At 44.6% G+C, this 21,154-nt stretch carries 14 protein-coding genes; 9 read left to right on the plus strand and 5 right to left on the minus strand.

Annotated features, from left to right (window positions below; genetic code table 11):
- Positions 1 to 13 precede the first annotated feature (13 nt).
- Positions 14 to 2,674 carry a DUF2339 domain-containing protein gene (locus AVL57_RS19025; RefSeq protein WP_057795300.1) on the minus strand — a complete coding sequence of 887 codons (2,661 nt, stop codon included), beginning with the start codon at positions 2,672 to 2,674 and terminating at the stop codon, positions 14 to 16.
- A gap of 150 nt (positions 2,675 to 2,824) precedes the next feature.
- Between AVL57_RS19025 and AVL57_RS19030 the strand changes: the two genes are divergently transcribed.
- The 6 genes from AVL57_RS19030 (at position 2,825) to envZ (ending at position 11,807) form a co-directional block, all read left to right on the plus strand.
- Positions 2,825 to 3,733: a phosphoribulokinase gene (locus AVL57_RS19030; RefSeq protein ID WP_057795297.1), complete on the plus strand. Its 909-nt coding sequence runs from the start codon at positions 2,825 to 2,827 to the stop codon at positions 3,731 to 3,733.
- Between the two features lie 404 nt (positions 3,734 to 4,137).
- Complete coding sequence (locus AVL57_RS19035; protein WP_057795290.1) at positions 4,138 to 5,535, plus strand: nucleobase:cation symporter-2 family protein; 1,398 nt, start codon at positions 4,138 to 4,140, stop codon at positions 5,533 to 5,535.
- 155 nt (positions 5,536 to 5,690) lie between these two features.
- Positions 5,691 to 8,240, plus strand: coding sequence for a TonB-dependent siderophore receptor (locus tag AVL57_RS19040; RefSeq protein ID WP_057795285.1), 2,550 nt, complete (start codon positions 5,691 to 5,693; stop codon positions 8,238 to 8,240).
- 237 nt (positions 8,241 to 8,477) lie between these two features.
- The gene (locus AVL57_RS19045; protein WP_057795283.1) at positions 8,478 to 9,575 is read left to right on the plus strand and encodes a DUF2855 family protein; all 1,098 of its coding nucleotides are present in this window, start codon (positions 8,478 to 8,480) and stop codon (positions 9,573 to 9,575) included.
- A 148-nt stretch (positions 9,576 to 9,723) separates the two neighbouring features.
- Positions 9,724 to 10,446, plus strand: coding sequence for an osmolarity response regulator transcription factor OmpR (ompR, locus tag AVL57_RS19050; RefSeq protein WP_057795281.1), 723 nt, complete (start codon positions 9,724 to 9,726; stop codon positions 10,444 to 10,446).
- Between the two features lie 44 nt (positions 10,447 to 10,490).
- The gene (gene envZ, locus AVL57_RS19055; RefSeq protein ID WP_057795279.1) at positions 10,491 to 11,807 is read left to right on the plus strand and encodes a two-component system sensor histidine kinase EnvZ; all 1,317 of its coding nucleotides are present in this window, start codon (positions 10,491 to 10,493) and stop codon (positions 11,805 to 11,807) included.
- Here envZ and AVL57_RS19060 read toward each other — a convergent pair.
- The 4 genes from AVL57_RS19060 to hslR all read right to left on the minus strand — a co-directional run bounded on the left by AVL57_RS19060 (position 11,798) and on the right by hslR (position 16,450).
- Positions 11,798 to 12,973, minus strand: a complete 1,176-nt coding sequence (locus tag AVL57_RS19060) for an MFS transporter (protein WP_057795277.1) — start codon at positions 12,971 to 12,973, stop codon at positions 11,798 to 11,800. The two genes, envZ and AVL57_RS19060, sit on opposite strands and share 10 nt — an antisense overlap.
- A 315-nt stretch (positions 12,974 to 13,288) precedes the next feature.
- Positions 13,289 to 14,851 carry a phosphoenolpyruvate carboxykinase gene (locus tag AVL57_RS19065; protein ID WP_057795274.1) on the minus strand — a complete coding sequence of 521 codons (1,563 nt, stop codon included), beginning with the start codon at positions 14,849 to 14,851 and terminating at the stop codon, positions 13,289 to 13,291.
- 275 nt (positions 14,852 to 15,126) lie between these two features.
- On the minus strand, positions 15,127 to 16,026 hold the full coding sequence (gene hslO, locus AVL57_RS19070; protein WP_057795272.1) for an Hsp33 family molecular chaperone HslO: 900 nt from the start codon (positions 16,024 to 16,026) through the stop codon (positions 15,127 to 15,129).
- Positions 16,027 to 16,054: 28 nt separating this feature from the next.
- The gene (gene hslR / locus AVL57_RS19075) at positions 16,055 to 16,450 is read right to left on the minus strand and encodes a ribosome-associated heat shock protein Hsp15 (protein ID WP_013786664.1); all 396 of its coding nucleotides are present in this window, start codon (positions 16,448 to 16,450) and stop codon (positions 16,055 to 16,057) included.
- Between the two features lie 137 nt (positions 16,451 to 16,587).
- Between hslR and gspC the strand changes: the two genes are divergently transcribed.
- From gspC to gspE, 3 genes are read left to right on the plus strand one after another with little or no spacing between them, the layout of a single operon-like run.
- The gene (gene gspC, locus AVL57_RS19080; RefSeq protein ID WP_057795270.1) at positions 16,588 to 17,526 is read left to right on the plus strand and encodes a type II secretion system protein GspC; all 939 of its coding nucleotides are present in this window, start codon (positions 16,588 to 16,590) and stop codon (positions 17,524 to 17,526) included.
- 18 nt (positions 17,527 to 17,544) lie between these two features.
- Positions 17,545 to 19,587, plus strand: a complete 2,043-nt coding sequence (gspD, locus tag AVL57_RS19085; protein WP_057795268.1) for a type II secretion system secretin GspD — start codon at positions 17,545 to 17,547, stop codon at positions 19,585 to 19,587.
- A gap of 1 nt (position 19,588) precedes the next feature.
- Positions 19,589 to 21,154 carry a type II secretion system ATPase GspE gene (gene gspE / locus AVL57_RS19090; RefSeq protein WP_057795266.1) on the plus strand — a complete coding sequence of 522 codons (1,566 nt, stop codon included), beginning with the start codon at positions 19,589 to 19,591 and terminating at the stop codon, positions 21,152 to 21,154.

Genomic DNA, 21,154 nt, shown 5'->3' on the forward strand with positions numbered 1-21,154 from the left:
AAGCCATTCTCAACTACATCTCTGGGCTTGCTTGATCACGAGGCCTGTCGGATTCCATGTTAAATTTCTGAAATAGCCACCCTATTCCCACCAAGCTTAACCCTAAGCCAATGAAGGATAGGGCACGATATAAACCGTCAAGGCTAGACATGTCGATAATAAAGGCTTTCAGCAGTACAACCGTTAACAGGCCAAAGCCAAACTTCACCGCTATGTCTTTATGCATGTATTGACCAAGGAAAATCGTTAAGGTTGCCAAAACAAGCCATACCACCGAGTAGGTGTATTGCTCAGCTTGACCGAACCCTAAACGAAACTCAACGTGTCCATGATGGAAAAGACTACGAATGATGCTATTGATGTAAAACACCAAAAATAGACCGATAATCACCACTATACCTTTTAAGCATGCCCCTGAAATTAGCGCCTTTATCTGTGAAGCGCTGCTCGGCAATACTCTAAACCAAGGTGGCAACCACAAGGTACTAAGCAGTAACGCTGGGACTAACCATTGTAAAGCCATATAATTTAGCACTGCATTGCCCCCAGTGTTTTGTGGGAACACGAAGGGGTTATTCACCACTGATATATCTAAGTGAAGCCAAAAAGCCCCTACCATTAAGATAAAGCCCGCCACACGATAGAGTTTAGCCAACCGTTGAGCAACACAAGCACGGTGCCAATAGGTTACTGCGAGAGCGACCCACCCCAAGGCTAAAAAGACTTTTTCCGTGTATGAAGCAAGGAATAGCTCTGGGTAGGCCCCCGTTAACCAATAACTAGGCTCGGTAGTAATAAACAGCGCAACAACATGTAATAACGCGCCTTCCAACCACACCTTTAACGTTGGCGAAGGGTTGTATTTCCTTGCTAACCATAAGCTTAAAAACACCGCAGGATAGACAACAGCCGTCCAATGCATGCTGAAAATATGTTCGTCAGAGTAATCCGCTAACCATGGCGCGCCAGTGAGTCTTACCAACACGGCTATCAATAAGGCTTTAAATAACCAGTCGGGTAGCGCTACGCGATACTTTGCACTTTGTATACTTACCATAGCCACTTGAATAGCCAACGCCAGTGATAGTATTGCTGCGTCGAGTACCATGGTGAAACATAGTGTTAAACACGCATTGGCAAGCACGGAAAAAGAGAGCTTTTCTATTTGAGGGTTAACTTTCAATGTGACTAAAGCACTCATTAGTGCAATTAACGCAAGTTCAAGCGCCCAAATACCATAGAGTACGTCGGTGACCTTGCTAGGTGCTAGCGCATAACTAACCCCATACAACGCCACTGGGCTTACCACCATATAGAGCCAAAACGCCGGTCTCGCAGTGTCTTGCGTATTGTGTTTTCTCGCTAAAATCCCCCCGTACACGCAAAGCCCTACCGCGAGCAGCTGAGAAAATAGATACTTCCCACTAAGAATAAAACTAAGATCTATTGGGCCTTCAGCTGGCCTTAACATAGTAAAATGCGTCAAACCAGTAACCAACATAAGTGCCGGCCACATATCAAAGGCACTGTGTCGACTAGGCGCTACAAGCAGTAAAGCGGACAATGTGAAGGCGCTAATCCATATTTTTTCATTGCTGCCGTATTGAATCAGAAACCCATGAATGACAATTAAAACCAGTGAAATCGCCGCGAGTTGTTGTCGTTGAGAAAATAAGTTTCTCAGCGACATCCCCTGATCTTGCGTAGCCATTAATGACCACCCCAAAGTACGAACCAACGCAAACAAGTATGTTGAAAATACGCTAAAACATAACCAAGCAACGAAGTGGCTCGCCTCTGTACTTAATAGCCCCACTAGCGCCCATAAAAAATGCCCTAAAAAGCTCACTCGCCACAACCAAACCGCGGCGACCTTTTGTGCCACCCACACGCCAGATAAAGAAACAAGACTAATAAACGCCAAAAGCAAAGGAATATTATTCGACCCCGTGTTAACAAGCGCTGGAATGACAAATGCCCCCAATATCCCAATAAACGCTAGCAGCGGGCCAAATCGGAGCGACAGCGAAACAGATCCTAAAGCAATAATCGCTAGTGTTGCAAAAGCAACGAAAGGCGATAAAAAGCCATAATAATTAAAGGCCACCAGCGTAATAGCGTAGCACGTGACTACACCGCCTGAGGCAAGTGCCGCACATACCGCCGGTGAATAAATAGAAAAGCGAATGCGATGACGTGCTAAAAATTCTGAGGCCACCACCAGAGAAACACCAAACACGCCACCGAGTATCACGCGAAGTTCGGCTGAAACGAAACCCGCCTCAATGGCATAGTTTGCGAGAAATATGCCCCCCACTGCTAAAACTAAGCCGCCAAGCCATAATAACCCGTTACCCTTAATGGCGTTAACTAGCCCCTGTTGGTGCTTTTCTAAATAGGAAATAAGCGTAGGAGGGCTTGACGGGTTGCTCGATGCTCGGGGTTTAGAGACGCCCCCTAAATCGTTAGCCGAGGTTTCGCGTTTAGGAGCGGTTATGCTTTCAACGCGAGGAGAGGGCTTTGAAGACGCAGATTTTTGCTCAAATGCCCTTAAGCGCCTTTCCAATTGCTCAATATGGGTTTGCATGCGTGATAGCTTGCCCACATGTTGAAAAGATAGCACGGCACCAGCTACGGTTACTAAAACCAGTATACCCAGTAGAAAAGATTCCATCGCCACTTCCTCATTGTGCTTTTTGTTATTTATTTTCGCCACGTTAGCGCTAATTCGTGCTTGCAGTCAATTCATCAGTAAGAGAGTAGTCTTGATTCTTAACCCACATCAGCTTATAACTAGTACCCGTCATTTCTCAAACGAATTTCTATGTCTGTAAAACATCCAATTATTGCCATTACTGGTTCGTCAGGGGCAGGAACAACCACGACAACCAATGCTATACGCCACATTTTCAGGAACCTGAATTTGAACGCAGCTGTGGTTGGCGGTGACAGCTTTCATCGTTTTACGCGCCCAGAAATGGAAGTGGAAATCCGTAAAGCCCAAGAACAGGGCCGACATATTAGTTACTTTGGGCCAAAGGCCAACGATTTCGAACTCCTCGAAACCCTATTTAGAGAGTACGGAAGCTCGGGTTCAGGTCAGTTTCGTCAGTACCTTCATACTTTTGATGAAGCCGTGCCTTTCAACCAAATGCCGGGCACCTTTACGCCATGGCAAGATTTACCACAAAATACCGACTTATTATTTTATGAAGGCTTACATGGCGGCGTAAAAACCGAAGAGAATGATGTCGCCAAACATGTCGACTTATTGGTTGGCATGGTACCTATTGTAAACCTAGAGTGGATTCAAAAAATTGTGCGCGATACCACCGACCGAGGCCATTCCCGTGAAGCGGTAATGAGTAGCATCGTGCGTGGGCTAGATGATTATTTCCAGTACATCACGCCTCAGTTTTCCCAAACCCATGTTAACTTTCAGCGTGTGCCTACGGTAGATACCTCAAACCCTTTCAGTGCTCGTGAAATACCTACGCAAGATGAAAGCTTTGTTGTGGTTCGCTTTAGGCGCGAAATGAAGCATGTTGACTACCCTTATCTACTGCAAATGATTGATGGCGCGTTTATGTCGCGTATTAATACACTCGTAGTTCCGGGCGGTAAAATGGGGTTAGCGATGGAGCTTATTCTTACTCCACTTCTTGAAGATATTTTGAATCGAAAGCGTCGTGCTGGCCATCAAATGGATTGGCTTAACACCCAAGACGAGTAATATTTCTAGTACGATATAATCTTTGCTGAATTTAAAAAAAGGGCTTTCATAACAAGCCCTTTTTTAATGTTTGGGCCAACCAAAAAACTAGACTAAAGTATAAAATTTTCAATTTGTCTTGCTCAAATTTAATTCTTCGAATGCACTAAAATGATCACTAATCTCGCCCTTAACTAATGTTAAGTTACCTCTTAAATACCGTTTAACACTCTGCATTATCCTTATTACTTAAAAAAATAAAGTAATAAAAAACTTAATTTTCATACCCTTGATAGCATTTCAATAAAAATAACCTTTCTGAATGAGTTAAAAATCATAAAAGGTTGATTTCTTGCATAGCAATATTGTGCATGTAAATCCGTAATCAAAACCTTGAAGCGATAATTGGTTTATAAAGGGACTTAATGAAACCAAATACCGATGTCTTATTTGCATTAAATGATATTCCAACAGTAAACCAATCTATTACTGCCGCACTACAACATATATTGGCGTGCTTCGTAGGTATTATTACCCCGTCGCTGATTATTGGTACTGCTCTAGGGCTTGAACCAGAAATACCTTATCTTATTAGTATGTCGCTTTTTGTTTCAGGCGTGGCGACTTTTATTCAAGCAAAAACCTTCGGACCGGTCGGCTGCGGCTTAATTGCGGTACAAGGCACCAGCTTTGCGTTCATTAGCGCGTTATTAATAGCCGGGCTGTCTATTAAAGCTAACGGAGGCAGCAAAGAAGAAATACTATCTACCCTGCTGGGAGTTTGTTTTATCGGTGCTTTCATCGAAATTATCGTCAGTTTATTTATCAATAAAATTAAGCGGGTAATAACGCCATTAACCACGGGTATCGTCATTACTACTATTGGCATTAGCCTTATAAAGGTAGGCATCACTGATTTAGCTGGCGGGTTTGGCAGCGCCAACTTTGGCAGTATTGAGAACCTTACTCTTGGGCTATTTGTACTCGTCACTATTATTGCGCTTAACGTATCTAGTAACCCTTGGGTAAGGCTTTCCGGCATCATGATAGGCATGATTTTAGGCACTATCGTTGCCTCAGACTTAGGCTGGGTCTCATTTGCAAGCTTGGCTGAACAACCTATTGTCAGTATTCCCGTTCCTTTTAAGTATGGAATTAATTTTGACCTCGATATATTCATTCCCATCGCGCTTATTTATTTTCTTACCGCACTAGAAACCTCCGGCGACCTTACTGCTAATAGCTTGTTTTGTGGCTTACCGATAAAGGGCCCTAAATATCTAAAAAGAATTAAAGGCGGTATTTTGGCCGACGGCGTTAATTCGGCCATTGCAGCCATATTTAATACCTTTCCGAATACCACATTCGGGCAGAACAATGCCGTCATTCAATTAACCGGTGTAGCAAGCAGGCATGTGGGCTTTTACGTGGCGGCCATGTTAGTCATTTTAGGCTTGTTTCCCATTATCGGCGGCGCACTTCAATTAATGCCTAAACCCGTACTTGGCGGTGCAACACTGGTTATGTTCGCCACCATTGCCGTAGGCGGTATTAAGATATTGGCTAGCGAGCCTATCGATCGTCGAAAGTCACTTATTATCGCGACCTCGCTAGGTACCGGATTAGGTGTGCTGATGGTACCCGATGCTATACAAGGCTTACCTGTAGCCTTTAAAAACGTGCTGTCCTCCTCGGTCACATCTGCGGGCTTTACCGCCATTATTATGAGTATTTTAATTCCAGAGAATAAAGTTACGAAACAAGAAAACACTGATGCTTCGCTGTCACCGTCAGTAGAAAAAATCAAACAACAGTCGAAATAAAAGTTCGACTAACACAACTAGAAAAATTGCCTTGTTGAGCCGTGTATTACAACAACCAAACTGTCTACGCCTACCATTTAAAGCAATAAAGGCGTGAACACTTAAATACAACACTAAAAAAGCGCGTTGCGCGACAACACACACTAGGCTGCTCAATGAAAACATTTACGCATAAAACCCTCTATTTAACGATGCTTTCGCTCTTTGCTTCATACTCTGGTGCTACCTTGGCACAAGAACCACCGAGTGATGAAGACATGGAAACCATTTCAATTACCGGTGTAAAAGACCTCAACTCTCTCATTCCAATAGAATCAAAAAGTGCGTTTGGCTTAGACAAGTCTTTGGTAGAAACACCCCGATCTGTTACTGATATCAGTTCTGACTTAATAGAAGCGTACGGATTGCGCTCTGTAGATGATCTTGTACGAATAACACCTGGAGCCTTTACTAGTTCGTTTTTTGGTATTCAAGGTGCCATGGATATTCGTGGTGAATCGGCCGATAACTACTTTCGTGGCTTTAGGCGAATTGCCAACCCAGGTGCGTTTAAAACTAATATTCGTGGGGCAAAAGGGTTGGAAGTGATGCGCGGGCCGGTTAGCCCTTTATATGGAAATGGTAGTGTAGGCGGGCAGTTAAATTACTCTCCAAAATCGGCCAAATCAGATGCCACTAAATACTTTGATGAAGCCACCGGCGAAATTCATTTAACCTTGGGCACATACGATCAAAAAATTCTAGCTGTAGAGGGCGGTACGCCTTTCATGCTTGGCGATAAACAAGCAGGCGTGTACATTTTTGCTGAAGCAGAAGATTCTGGCTCTTATTACGATAACTACGAACCAACGAATGAAATTGTACAGGTGGCGCTAGATGTCGATTTAACCGACAAAACATTGATGGAATTTGGGTTTCAATACCAAACCTCTGACGCCATTCAAGTGCCAGGCTGGAACCGGGTAACCCAAGACTTAATTGACAATGGCACCTACATTACCGGCGCACCGGTGGCGAAGAATTCAGATGACCCTATTGGCGCAGATAGGCTACTGCCTCAAGAATCGGGTTTTATCTCGCCATTTGCGCCTTACTTTATTAACTCGTCGTTTTCAGGCGTAGGCACCTTTTGTAGCCCAGGCACGGCAGATAACAGTAACTACACCTACAACGCTATGCTGCTTTCTTGCCCGGGAGTGGCTGACGGTATCGAAAATGCTTATGCGCTCAGTAACCCTGGCACCGCTCAAATCGATCATAAAACAACCTTTATAGACGACATTGATTTTGCCGACTCAACAGCATTCACTGCGTACTTAGACTTTACGACCTATTTGTCTGACGACATGACGTGGAAAAACCAGTTTTATTACGATTACATGGATCACACCAAGTTCCAGAGCTGGGGCTTTACTGCTGATTATCCTGGGGCCGAAGCCATGGAGTTCAGATCTAGCCTAAACTTCGAAACTTTCCACGATAATGCCACTATTCAGCATATTACCGGCATTAGTATTCGTAACGAAGACCTTGACTACAACCATGCGTACTACGACGAAACTTTCGATTTTCGAGATATTATCGTAGGGCCAACCCCTGACGATAGAATTGATTGGGCGGTAGATGACCCCTATGAAGATGCCACCATTATTTACGATGAAGACGGTAACCCTACCGGCATTGATGGCACAGTAAGAAGAAACTATAACGAAGAGCAAGTTTCTACCATGCTTAACGCGGGCTTGTTTTATATTGCCGATATTACGCTAGAGTCTTGGAGTATATTGCTTGGTGCCCGGTACGACTATTTCGATGTTGAATCGGAAGACCAAGCCATATCTTTGCTTGGCATACCCTTTGGCGATGGTGAAGTGCATACCGATACCGAATCAGCGTTTAGTTACAACGTGAGCGTGTCGTACAAGATGGAATCAGGTTTTGTGCCTTACGCCACTTACGCCGAATCTAGTTCGCTAAGCACTAATCAACTTGGCGGAATTATTCCAAGCAGTGTTGATAATGGTGAGTATTTGGCCGAATCAACCTTAGCCGAGCTAGGAATTAAATACAGCAGCGACGATGAATCACTCTATGCCGCCCTCGCCGTATTTGATCAAGAAAAAACCGATCGAATTGGTCAAACTTCTGCGTTAGTAGCCGTATACAGTGAAGGGGTTGAATTTGAAGCCCGCGCTATCTTAAATGAAAGTTTCTCGCTTACTGCTACCGCCACCCACATTGAAACCACCGAGGTAAGTGATGGAGCGTTAGCGGTGATCAACGGCGCTGACTTTGCGGCCCAAAATGGCCTTGAAGCATATCAAGTGTACGGAGGCCGAATTGCAGGTAACCGTTCTACCTTTGTGGGTGAAGGTGTAGAGCTTGACCGAGGTGGTTTACCTGACAACACCATGAGCTTATTTTTGAATTACAACAAGCCATTAGAGAGAGGCAGAGTAACGGCTAGTCTTGGCTTTGGGTGGGCCGATGAAACCTACACCGATGTACTGGAAACCATATTACTGCCTAGTTACATGGTATGGACCGGCTCAGTGGGCTATGTTGCCGAGAATTACCGCATACTACTTAGCGTAAATAACTTGTTCGAAGAGGAATATTACACGTCTGCCGACCTGTTCGACTCGGTCGTGGTTAAACCTTCTGAAGGCCGAACGGGTTCAGTCATGTTTAGTTATTCTTTCTAGCGCAAACATCGACCACCACCTTACATAAAAAGTGGTGGTCGTTTTTACCTACCTGCGTTCACTTTGAATTCTAATCAAAAGCAGAAAATTAGTACTACTGCCGCAGCTTTATGAAGAAAATATGCCAGCGATTTAGTGTATTCGTCACTCCTATAACAATCTATTTACAACCTAAAGTCGAAAACCCATTGAAAGTGCGTCATCTTAGTCTATTGAAATCAGATTTAAGGTGACGCCATGACAACCGTAACCAGTACGCAGATATGGGTGAAAAAAGACAAAATTGATGACACCCAAGTGGTAGACAAAACATTGTCTATCGATGATTTAGCTCAAGATGAAGTTTTACTTGAAACCGATAGCTTTGGTTTTTCAGCTAACAACATTACTTATGCCGCGCTGGGGTTTAGTATGGGCTACTGGGGATTTTTCCCTGCCGATGGAGGTTACGGCATTGTGCCTGTATGGGGCTTTGCTACGGTTGTCGCCTCCAATCATGCTGATGTTAAAGCAGGCGAAAAAGTGTTTGGTTACTTGCCCATGGCAAGTCACTGGGTAATTAAGGCAGGAAAAGTAGCACCCCACGGATTTTCTGATATACACGAAAACCGCAAAAGTATTAGCCCAGTGTACGACCAATACCTACGCTGTGCCGTCGACCCTGGTTATGATGCAAGCCGCGAAGCTTGGCAGTTAAATTTCCGGCCGTTATACATGACCTCGTTTGTGTTGGATGACTTTGTGGATGAATTTAGCCATGGTGAGTCGTTATTGCTCTCTAGTGCTTCTAGCAAAACCGCATTGGGCACCGCTCAACTGCTTAAAGATCAAAAAAGTCACAGACATGCTAATTATCAAGTTATAGGGTTAACCTCTGCATCAAATATAGACATGGTAAAAGCATCGGGATGCTACGATCATGTATTGAGCTATGACGATGTAGAAACTTTATCTAAAGATCATCAATACTGGCTACTCGATTTTGCCGCCAACGGTGCTCTGATCACGTCACTCGGCGATGCCCTTGGTGATAAGCTTTCAAAAGTAACGCTAATTGGTGCGACTGATTGGAAAGCTGAGCAAAAGCCGAACAAGAAAGCGTTAGACGCTGAGATATTCTTTGCCCCTGCGCGAGTAAAACAACGCCAGCAAGAGTGGGGCCACGATGGCTTTTTAGCCAAGTATGCAAAGGCCTGGCAGGGTTTTACTGGTAAAGTTCAAGATACCTTTTTCGAGCAAGAACACACGGGTTCTCAGCAAATTATTGCCTTGTATTTAGATACCCTAAATGGCACTGCCGATACCAAAGCACTTAACGTGGTTCGCTTTGACTAGTTAGCGTTGTTTGCCTGACTCGTTTGTACCTATCTAGGCTTCACCTGACACTATTTGTAACAAAGAGAGGAAGCCTTTCATGCATTCCTCTCTTTTGTATTTGGTGACGAGTCGTTATAGTGAGGAAAACTATTACTAAAGGCATATCATGGGTCAGGAAACGTCTAAAATTCTCGTTGTCGATGATGACATGCGCCTTCGTAGCCTACTTGAACGCTATTTAGTGGAGCAAGGCTACCAAGTGCGAAGCGCTGGAAATGCAGAGCAAATGGACAGGTTGCTTGAACGCGAGAACTTCCACCTTATGGTGTTAGACCTAATGCTTCCTGGCGAAGATGGCTTGTCTATTTGTCGTCGCTTACGTCAAGCCGGTAGCGAACTTCCTATTATCATGCTTACCGCAAAAGGCGATGAAGTAGACAGAATTATTGGCCTTGAAATGGGTGCCGATGACTACTTGCCTAAGCCATTCAATCCTCGAGAGTTACTTGCACGGGCGAAGGCGGTATTACGTCGTCGCAGTAGTGAAGCCCCTGGTGCCCCATCTAAAGACGTGCAAGTTATTGAATTTGGTGAGTACAAACTGAATTTGGCTACCCGAGAAATGACGGCAGGCACTACCCCCCTTACCCTCACCAGCGGCGAGTTTGCGGTATTGAAGTCTTTAGTTACGCATCCTAGAGAGCCGCTGTCACGCGATAAGCTTATGAACCTTGCTCGCGGGCGAGACTACAGTGCGCTTGAGCGTAGTATTGATGTTCAGGTATCTCGACTGCGTAGAATGCTAGAGAAAGACCCCGCTAACCCAAGGTATATTCAGACCGTTTGGGGTTTAGGCTATGTATTCGTACCCGATGGTGAGCAGGCATAAATAACCATGGGAAAAATGGGTTGTTTAGATAGGCTGGTGAAGTAGTGCGTCTGGTTCCTCAAAGTGCATTTGGCCAAACCGTAATGCTAATTGGCGTACTTTTGCTTATTAACCAAGTCGTTTCTTATCTGTCTGTTACGTACTATTTTATTCAACCTAGTTACCAGCAAATCAACAGCTTACTTGCCACGCAAGTAAAATCGGTATTAGCGGAAGACTTATTAGTCAGTAATGACGACAGCAGAGCCCGCTATTACGACAAAACCGACATTCAAATACTCGACGCCAGCAAAGCAAGAACCAAAGGTTTAGAAAGCGCGGTTTATTATGGGTTTATGTCGTCCCAGGTAAGCAAACAAATTGAGCAACTTGCCGATGTACGCATTAGCACCGTTTCGCAGAAAACCGACGCCAGCGCACCCTATACGGTATGGATCTCCTTGTCTCGCTACCCCGACACCTGGATTGCTATTCCCATAACCGGCTTAAACGAAGCGAATATTTCACCGTTAACTATGTATTTGATGGTTATAGGCATATTGAGTGTGGCAGGTGGTTGGCTATTTGTACGGCGCATGACCATGCCACTTTCTTCTTTGCAAAAAGCTGCATTAGCGGTAGGTAAAGGCGAACACCCCGCGCCGCTTAAAGAACAAGGCAGCACGGAAATGATTCAAGTTACCCGCGCCTTCAACCGAATGAATCAAGGCATAAAGCAGCTAGAGCATGACAGAACCTTGATGACGGCAGGTATATCCCATGATTTACGCACCCCGCTGACACGCATTCGCCTTGCATCTGAGATGCTGCCTGAGTCCCAAAACTGGATAAAAGATGGCATTGTTAACGATATTGAAGATATGAATGCCATTATCGATCAATTCATCGACTATGCGCGCTACGATACTGAAGAGATAAAAGAAAACACCGACCTAAACAGCCTTATTATTGAACTGGCTCAAGCGCGGCATATTGAAGAGAAGCATCACATCGCGCTGAAGCTTAACGATATTCCCTTACTTGATTTACGTCGCGTGGCCATGAAGCGAGTTATTGATAATATTATCGAGAACGCCTTCCGTTACGGCTCTGACAATATTGTTATCTCCACTTTTTATAACCGGAACGAAAAGCGGGTTTACTGTAAAATTCGCGACTTTGGCCCTGGCATTCCCGCAGCAGAATTAGAGCATGTATTTATGCCCTTTGCGCAAGGCGACAAAGCCCGAAGTACATCGGGCTCTGGTTTAGGTTTATCAATTATAAGGCGTATTGTGGAAGCCCATGGTGGCGGTGTGGAGCTGCGCAATCACCCGCAGAAAGGCTTGATTGCAGAGTTCTATTTACCCCTTCATGCGTAACCGTGCTGTTTTACCATTCGACTATACGCCCATGCCGCAGCCCACAATATACAACCGCCCATAGGTATTACCCAAAACGCGGTAGTAAGGGGCACATAGTTGGCCCACAACCCTGTTGAAAATGAGGCTACTTGTACGCCAGTAGAGTTTCCGATAATACAAATACCCGATAATACCGGGCCGTTGTCACTATCAATATTCATGGCTGCCGATAACATAAGTGGAAATAACCCACCTAAGCCAAGCCCTAACAGTAAATTACCTGCCCCCATACTGTACAGGTCAGTCATAAGCTTGATGGAAAATACACCGCACAACGACGCTGTCGCCAAAATAACGATAAGACGATGTACCGACATAAACCGCAATAAAAAAGGAAAAACCAAACGGCTTATTACCATCCCCGCCGTAAAACACGCCAGTAGGTTTCGAGATTGTTCACCGGTAAAGCCGATACCGTTTTGGGCATAGCTTACAAACCAATTAGCGTTGCCAAACTCTACCGCGCCGTAGCCAAAACTAAGCAGCGCCATAAAAATAAAGATAGGTTGTCTAATTACCGCACCAAAATTAAGGGTTTTACGCTGCGCTTTTGGTTGCCCTCGAAGTAATTTAGCTTGAGAGTGCGCTGCCATAAAGGTATACGCCGACAGGGCTAGCATAAATAATGCGAGTACCTGAATAGGCCTACGCCAATTTTCTTCCTGAAGATAAAGCAAGGTAACAAAAAACGAAGCGGCAAAAGTGCCTAGGCTGAACATAAAGTCCATCAGCCCCATCATGGTAAAGCGCTTTTCTTCGTACAGGCGTGCAATTAGGGTATGCCCAATAGTAAAAATTGAGGAGCTGACTATGCCTATCACTACGGCCACCACCAATACCCATTGCCACCCTTGCAGTGACGATATGATCAGCAGTAAAACAGCGTTTATACCTAGCAGCGATGCTAACAATGGCATGTAATCAAAGCGACTTACGTACTTTCCGCCTACTACGGCGCCCACCATCATACCCAATGAGAAAAGCGAGAAGAACAAACCACTTACCAACTCTGACATACGTAGGTCGGCAGCAATATCTGGAAGTAAAATACCCCACAATATAAACAACATACCCAGTAAGAAAAAACCGGAAAATATAACAACAGTAATAGGACGACGGCTCATCCATGCTCCTTTACAAACAGGGTTCTAAACGAAATAGCGCAATATTTTGGTGTAGCAGGGCATGATTTGTAGTTAAGAGACTTACTACAACGTTTTTTGATTTTTTTGTTTGGAGCACATTTTTAACGTGGAAACGTTATCGACTACCAAGGACGCTACAGTACGCCTTTAGTATAAGTCGTGCAAGATAGGAGGCGAAAAAAGCCCGCGGCTAAGCGCGGGCAAAACATCAATCACGTTGAGTGTGATGAAGGTTGGGAAGGGAAGGGTTGCCTTCCCTAACATCTAACTGCGCCCCTAAAAACGCAGCGAGAATTAGTTGCCAGGACCCGCCTTAACAATGGCGTCACTAACATCGTATTTTTCAAAATTCTGCTTGAAGCTATCTACTAGGTTCTGCGCATATTCTTCGTATTTTTCTGCATCATCCCACGTTTGCTTAGGCACCAATAAGTTATCGTCAACGCCCGATACTACAACAGGTACATCAAGGTTTAGGCCTTCAATATGTTGGGTTTCAACATCGGCTAAATCACCAGATACAATGGCATCGATAATGGCGCGGGTAGTAGGAATATCAAAACGCTGACCTGTACCATAAGGCCCACCAGTCCACCCGGTATTCACCAAGTACACTTTGGCATTAAACGCTTTCACACGTTTAATTAATAACTCAGCATACACGCCAGCTGGGCGTGGGAAGAAGGGTGCGCCAAAGCAAGTAGAGAAGGTCGATTCAATGTCAGAGGTTGAACCAATCTCTGTAGAGCCTACCTTCGCGGTGTAACCACTTAAGAAATGATAGGCCGCAGCTTCTTCACTTAGCACTGACACTGGCGGTAACACACCACTTACGTCACAGGTTAAAAACACGACAGAGCGTGGCTCGCCGCCACGGTTTGCTTCAACGCGTTTTTCGATATGGCTTAACGGATAAGCAGCTCTTGAATTTTGTGTTAGCGAAGTATCTTTGTAATCTGGGGTGCGGCTATCATCTAACACAACGTTTTCTAAAATAGTGCCAAACTTAATGGCGTCCCAAATAACCGGCTCGTTCTTTTGCGAAAGGTCGATACATTTTGCGTAGCAACCGCCCTCAATATTAAACACACTACCTTCTCCCCAACCGTGTTCATCATCACCAATTAAAAAGCGCTTAGGATCGGCAGATAACGTGGTTTTACCTGTACCCGACAAACCAAAGAACAAGGTAACATCGCCTTGCTCGCCTACATTGGCAGAGCAGTGCATGGGTAATATGTCTTTCGCGGGAAGTAAGAAATTCTGAACCGAGAACATGGCTTTTTTCATTTCACCGGCGTATCTCATGCCAGCAATGAGCACACGTTTTTTTGCAAAATTAATGACTACAACACCATCACTGTTGGTGCCGTCACGCTCTGGCTCACAAACGAAGCCAGGCACGTTGAGTACCTGCCATGGCGTTTCGTTATTGGCATTCCAGTTTTCAGGTACGATGAAAAGATTACGAGCAAATACGTGCTGCCATGCGGTTTGCGTTCTTACTTCTAAGGGAAGTGCGTGCGCAGGATCTGAACCTACTTGAAGGTGTGATAAAAAGTGCTCTTGAGTAGTTAGGTAGGCCTCTACTTTGTTCCACAAGGCATCGAATTTATTGGCATCAAATGGCTTATTAACCTTGCCCCAATCAATTTCATTTTCAGTAGAAGACTCTTTAACGATAAACCTATCATTTGGTGAGCGACCAGTTCTTTCGCCGGTTTCAACCACCAAAGCCCCGTTAGTGTCTAACACACCCTCGCCCCGCTTAATCGCGCGTTCGATTAATTCGGCGCTAGGCAAATCAACCAATGGAGAGATTTTTAAATCCGTTTTCAAAGACGCTGCTGCACTCATAACCGTAACCCTCAATGTAATCTTTCAATAGCACTTTCAAAAAGTATCATTTAACTGAGTCTAAAGTAAATAAAGGCATAGCGTTATTTCTATAAAGAATACTGATTATTAATCTGGATCAACTTTCTAAAAAAACGTAATAAAATTACATTTTTATTTGGAGGAGGGACACAATGTTAGATTAGTGGTGTTTAGATCAACTCCCCCTTACAACAAGTGCTGTAAAGGGAAGTGAATTAAGAGGTTTTCTTTTTTAAGAGTCGGGGCGCCCGCCCTTATTGATTAGTATCAGGTGAGGGTGCATTACCACTGTGAATCGCCTCAATATCGATACTATCGAAACGATATTCTGCATGGCAATACTGACAATTCATCTTAATGTCGCCATCTTCTTTTACTATGGATAAAAGCTCAGCTTTATCGATGTTACGAAGCGCTTCTGCACTGCGTTCCTTAGAGCAAGTACACGCAAAGCTAACCACTTTCGCTGGGTACACTTCCACTTCTTCTTGGTGATACAAACGATAAAGAATGTCTTCTACCGACAACGAGAACATTTCTTTTTCTGTTAAGGTTTCGGTTAACGTAGCAATATGATCAAACCCTGTTGCTTGGGTTATGTCAGTCGCGCTAGCGTCTGTTGGCAATACTTGCAGAAGCATACCCGCCGCTCTGGCGTTGTTCTCATCTTGCAAATCAGTCATTAGATGCACGCGGGTGGCTAACTGTTCAGACTGGGCGAAGTATTCTTCTAAACACTCTGCTAATGTTGGTTTGTCTAGTGCCACAATACCTTGATAACGCTCGCCTTCATCAGGGGTAATGGTCATCACCAATACCGCTTCTGTAAGTAACTCATCAAACGCTTCTGGAAGCGTTTCAAGGCTTTCATCCCAGCGGGCAACACCACGAAACGTTTGTTCATGAGTGGCATTTATTACCGCGTAACTCACTGGCCCTTTACTTTGAATTTGCAGGGCAATTTCGCCTTTAAACTTAAGGGTAGCCGTCAGTAAAGATGTGGCCGCTGCCAACTGCCCCAACAATCGCTGAATTTGTACGGGGTATTCATAGCTATGAACAATGTGCTTTAAGCTTTCATCTAAGCGAACCAATTCGCCACGAACATTTGCTTGGGTAAATAAAAATCGATGTAATTTGTCGAAATCACTCATAAACTTGTCCTGTTAGGCAGCGTACTTTTTACTGCTGCTTAAATTTAATAATTTGTCTGCGCTGTTTTTTATCTGGCCGATGTTCCGGCTTAGGACTATGAAAAGCGTTCAATTTTCGTGCAACTTGGTTTTCTTCACGTTTTGTTACACTTGTCTCAGTTTCTTCATATAAGTCTTGAGCAAGTGCTGCACTAAGTCGTTTATCACTGAGTCCTCGAACAATAACGTCACGGTTATCCCAACCTGAGGGAACTTTTATCACTGCACCAAGCTCTACATTCTTGCCGGGCTTAGTGCGCTGTCCGTTGTAGTGAACTTTTCCTGACTGAACCATGTCTCTGGCAATGGCGCGGGTTTTGAAAAACCTTGCTGCCCATAGCCACTTGTCTAGCCTCACATTTTGTGATGTATTGTTCGTTTCCATAAGACCTTTGTAATAATTTCGTAACGGTGCGGCTTTAGTGTTGTGAGCCCCACCTCGACTAGGCTATGATGGGTCGGACAAAGCGCGGTTAACCAAATTTTCACTTTTTATAATAAGCAGTACCATCAAGTGGCGACATGACATTCGATAAACTCAATCCACAGTCTCTGGTTGTTTTTGTAAACCAGAACCAAAAACAACTTCACACGTTAATTGTGGTGCTGCTGAGCCTATATTTAATAGCCTTTGCCGCCAAGCTAATATGGCGAATTATACCTGAACCTCAATTATCTGCGACTCCCGCAGTGAGTTTTGCGCCTATACCTTCTACGGCTTCAGGGCAAAGTGGGGTCAACATACGCAAAATACAACAATTAAATTTATTTGGTAATGCAGCAGCGGTGCCTGCAAAGGTAGAAGAAGCCCCCGTTACTGATGCGCCTGAAACGCGTCTTAACCTTACCCTTACCGGTGTGGTGGCAAGTTCGGATGAAGATTCTAGCACTGCGGTTATCGAAAATCGCAATAGCCAAGCGGTGTATGGTTTGGGTGAAAAGATTGAAGGCACTAACGCCACCCTGAAGCAAGTTTTCCGAGACCGAGTTATTATTAAAAATGGGGTTAGAAACGAAACCTTGATGTTAGATGGCATTGATTACGACGAAGCGAACAAACGTCGCCAACAACAAGCTAAACGTCGTCCACAGCCAGTTCCAGATGAGCGAGACGAGCCCGATTCAAGACAGTTAAGTGAAGAAGCCATTGAAGCAACCGCTTCACTGCGAGAACGCCCAGCAAGCTTTACCGACTTCATCTCTATTTCGCCAAAAACGGAAGAAGGACAGCTAATCGGCTATCAAGTTAGCCCAGGTAAAGAACCCGCATTATTTAAATCAGCAGGGCTTCAAGCCGGCGATGTTATTGCACAAATTAACGGATTGGATCTGACAGACATGCAGCAATCCCAAGAAGCACTATCTGAACTTCGCAATGCTCAGAATATTGAACTTACAATCATTCGTGATGGCAGTTTTACTACGCTCTATCTCGATTTACCTGAGCCATCAGCAGAATAAGAATTAAAGGAAGACAGAATGAAAAGGCGCACTAGCCAAAAATTGTTATCTCGCCTGAGCACAGCCCTGTGCACGGCCCTTCTTTGTTTCTCGGTAACCGCCGCTGAATATATGCCTAATTTTAAAGACACTGATATTAGTGAGTTCATTAATATTGTGGGCAAAAACTTAGAGCGCACCATTATTGTCGACCCCAATGTTCGCGGTAAAATCAGTGTTCGAAGCTACGATATGCTGACTGAAGATCAGTATTATCAGTTCTTTTTAAATGTGCTTCAGGTTTACGACTTTGCTGTGGTTGAAATGCCGAGCGGTATTTTAAAAGTAGTACGCTCTAAAGATGCTAAAACATCAAACATTCCTGTAGTAGAAGGTTCAGCGAAAGACGGTGATGAAATGATCACCCGCGTCGTGCCTGTTTATAACGTACCGGTAAGAGAATTAGCGCCTATTCTGCGTCAACTTAACGACCAAGCAGGCGGTGGTAATGTAGTAAGCCACGACCCTTCAAACGTAATGATGATTACTGGCCGCGCAGCTGTGGTAAACCGCTTAGTTGAAATTATTGAGCGTGTTGACCGTGCAGGTGATGAAGAAGTTGAGATTGTGAAGCTACGTTTCGCCTCAGCCTCTGAAATGGTGCGTATTATCGACAGCATTAATAAATCACAAGGTAAAGCTAATACCGGTGCTAAGTCAGACCCGCGCGTAGTAGCCGACGACCGTACTAACTCTGTGATTGTAAGCGGCGACATTAAAGCCCGCCAACGTTTAATTAATCTTATTGAGCGTATGGATCAGGAGTTAGAAACCAGCGGTAATACTCGCGTAATGTTTCTTAACTATGCCAAAGCCGACGATCTAGTAAAAGTACTACAAGGGGTTTCTGCCAGTATTCAAGCAGAAGAGAAAAGTGGCAGCACCAACAGCCGTGGCTCATCTAACCGTGACGTCAGCATTGATGCCCATGAAGATTCTAATGCGTTAGTAATCACTGCGGAACCTGACATGATGCGCTCACTAGAAGAAGTGGTCCGTCAGCTTGATATTCGCCGCGCACAGGTACAGGTTGAAGCCATTATTGTAGAAGTATTCGAAGGTGACGGCACTACCTTAGGTGTACAGTGGGTGTCTGAAAGTGGCGGTGGTACTCAGTTTAGCAATGGTGTCATCCCAGTAGGATCGTTGGCGGTAGCGGTTAAAGAAGCGGAAGACGATACCGATACAGAAGCCTATGTGACCGATGAGGGTGCTGTAGTTGAGGTCACCACTACTGATGAAGGTGATTATACTTCTCTTGCCAGCTTATTGGGCAGCGCGAATGGCTTAATAGCCGGTATTATTGATAATGGCTGGGGCGCAGTAGTACAAGCTGTAAGTACCGATACTAATTCAAACGTATTGGCCACGCCGCACCTTACTACCATGGATAACGAAGAAGCCTACTTCATTGTAGGTCAAGAAATTCCTATTATTACGGGTACTACTACTGGGTCGAACAACTCTAATCCTTTCCAAACCGTAGATCGCCAAGAAGTGGGTATTAAACTTAAAGTGACACCGCAAATTAACGAAGGTGACGCAGTTCAGTTATTAATCGAACAAGAAGTATCAAGCGTTAGTGGTGCTACTTCGGTAGATATCTCTATCAACAAACGTGAAATTAAAACTACGGTTATCGTAGATGATGGAGGCACGATTGTATTGGGCGGCTTGATAGATGAAGACGTTCAAGAAAGCGTATCTAAAGTGCCTTTATTAGGCGACATTCCTATTCTAGGTAACTTGTTTAAGTCAACATCTACCAGCAAACGTAAGCGTAACCTGATGGTATTTTTGAAGCCGACTATCGTACGTGACGGCGCTACCATGAATTCTATCAGTCATCGTAAGTACAACTACATTCGTGCGCTACAACTTAAGCGCCAGCAAGAAGGTATTTCGTTAATGCCTAATGCTGAAACGCCAAGCATGCCGAATTGGGATGATGAACTTTCATTACCGCCTTCATTTGAAGAGTACCTGACTGAAAAAGACAACCTTGAAGAAGGTAACGACTAAGATGGCAGGTCAAGACGAGCAACTCACCCTTGCGGTAGAGGCACAGGAAGAAGCGCTCGAAGCAATGGCAGACGAAGACGGCTTACCAGACGCCGTGGCTGGCCCTCGCCAGCTTTCGTTCAGCTTTGCAAAGCGTAATCAGGTTTTGCTTGAAACCAATGTCACTCCTGCTGTGCTGTATTTCACGGAAAACACGCCTTTTGAAGTGTTTGCCGAAGTCCGCCGCTTTTATGGCGAGCCTTTTGTACCTAAAACCATTGCTGCTGATGAGTTCGAAAGCTTTCTAACTACAGCATTCCAGCGTGATAGTTCTGCGGCAAAGCAGTTAATGGAAGATTTAGGTAACGAAAGCGATTTGTTTGCCCTTGCTGAAGAGTTACCTGATACCGAAGATTTATTAGATAACGAAGACGATGCCCCTATCATCAAGCTGATTAATGCCATGCTAGGTGAAGCGATTAAAGAAGGCGCGTCAGATATTCATATTGAAACCTTTGAAAACCAATTAGTGGTTCGGTTTCGTGTAGACGGTGTATTGCGAGAGATTTTACGCCCAAATCGTAAACTCTCTTCCATGCTGGTTTCTCGTATTAAGGTAATGGCAAAACTTGATATTGCTGAAAAACGAGTACCGCAGGATGGCCGTATTACCCTTCGTATTGCAGGCCGTGCGGTAGATGTTCGTGTGTCTACTATGCCATCGAGTCACGGCGAACGCGTAGTTCTTCGTTTATTAGATAAAAACAACGCGCGGTTAAACCTAAAAGACTTAGGCATGACCCAGCAAAACCGTGACCATTTCTCTTCGTTAATTAGAAAGCCCCACGGTATTATTTTGGTTACCGGCCCAACAGGTTCTGGTAAAAGTACCACCTTGTATGCAGGCCTAAGCGAGATAAACTCTCGCGACCGCAACATTTTAACCGTAGAAGATCCTATTGAATTCGACTTACCCGGTATTGGTCAAACACAGGTAAACCCCCGTGTAGATATGACTTTCGCCCGCGGCCTTCGAGCGATTTTGCGTCAAGATCCCGATGTGGTGATGGTAGGGGAAATTCGAGATGTTGAGACCGCACAAATTGCGGTTCAAGCCAGTTTAACCGGTCACTTAGTATTATCGACCCTTCACACCAATACCGCTGCTGGCGCTATTACCCGTTTAGAAGATATGGGTATTGAGCCCTTTTTGCTTTCATCAAGCTTACTGGCAGTATTATCGCAGCGCTTAGTGCGTACACTGTGTAAAGAGTGTAAGACCCCTCACACGCCCGATCCTCAAGAGTGTGAAGCCCTTAATATTGATGCCGATAGCAACTTTACCATTTACCAACCTAACGGCTGCGCTGCCTGTAACCAAACCGGTTACAGAGGACGTACGGGTATTCACGAGTTATTACTGGTGAATGAGAAAGTGCGCGAAATGATGCATGAAGGCGTGGGTGAACAGGCCATTGAAAAATATATCAGGCACACAACCCCCAGTATTCGGGATGATGGGTGTCGTAAGGTACTTGCAGGTGTTACCTCTTTAGAAGAAGTCCTGCGTGTAACCAAGGAGGATTAG

The sequence above is a fragment of the Alteromonas stellipolaris genome (assembly GCF_001562115.1).
Lineage (GTDB): Bacteria > Pseudomonadota > Gammaproteobacteria > Enterobacterales > Alteromonadaceae > Alteromonas > Alteromonas stellipolaris.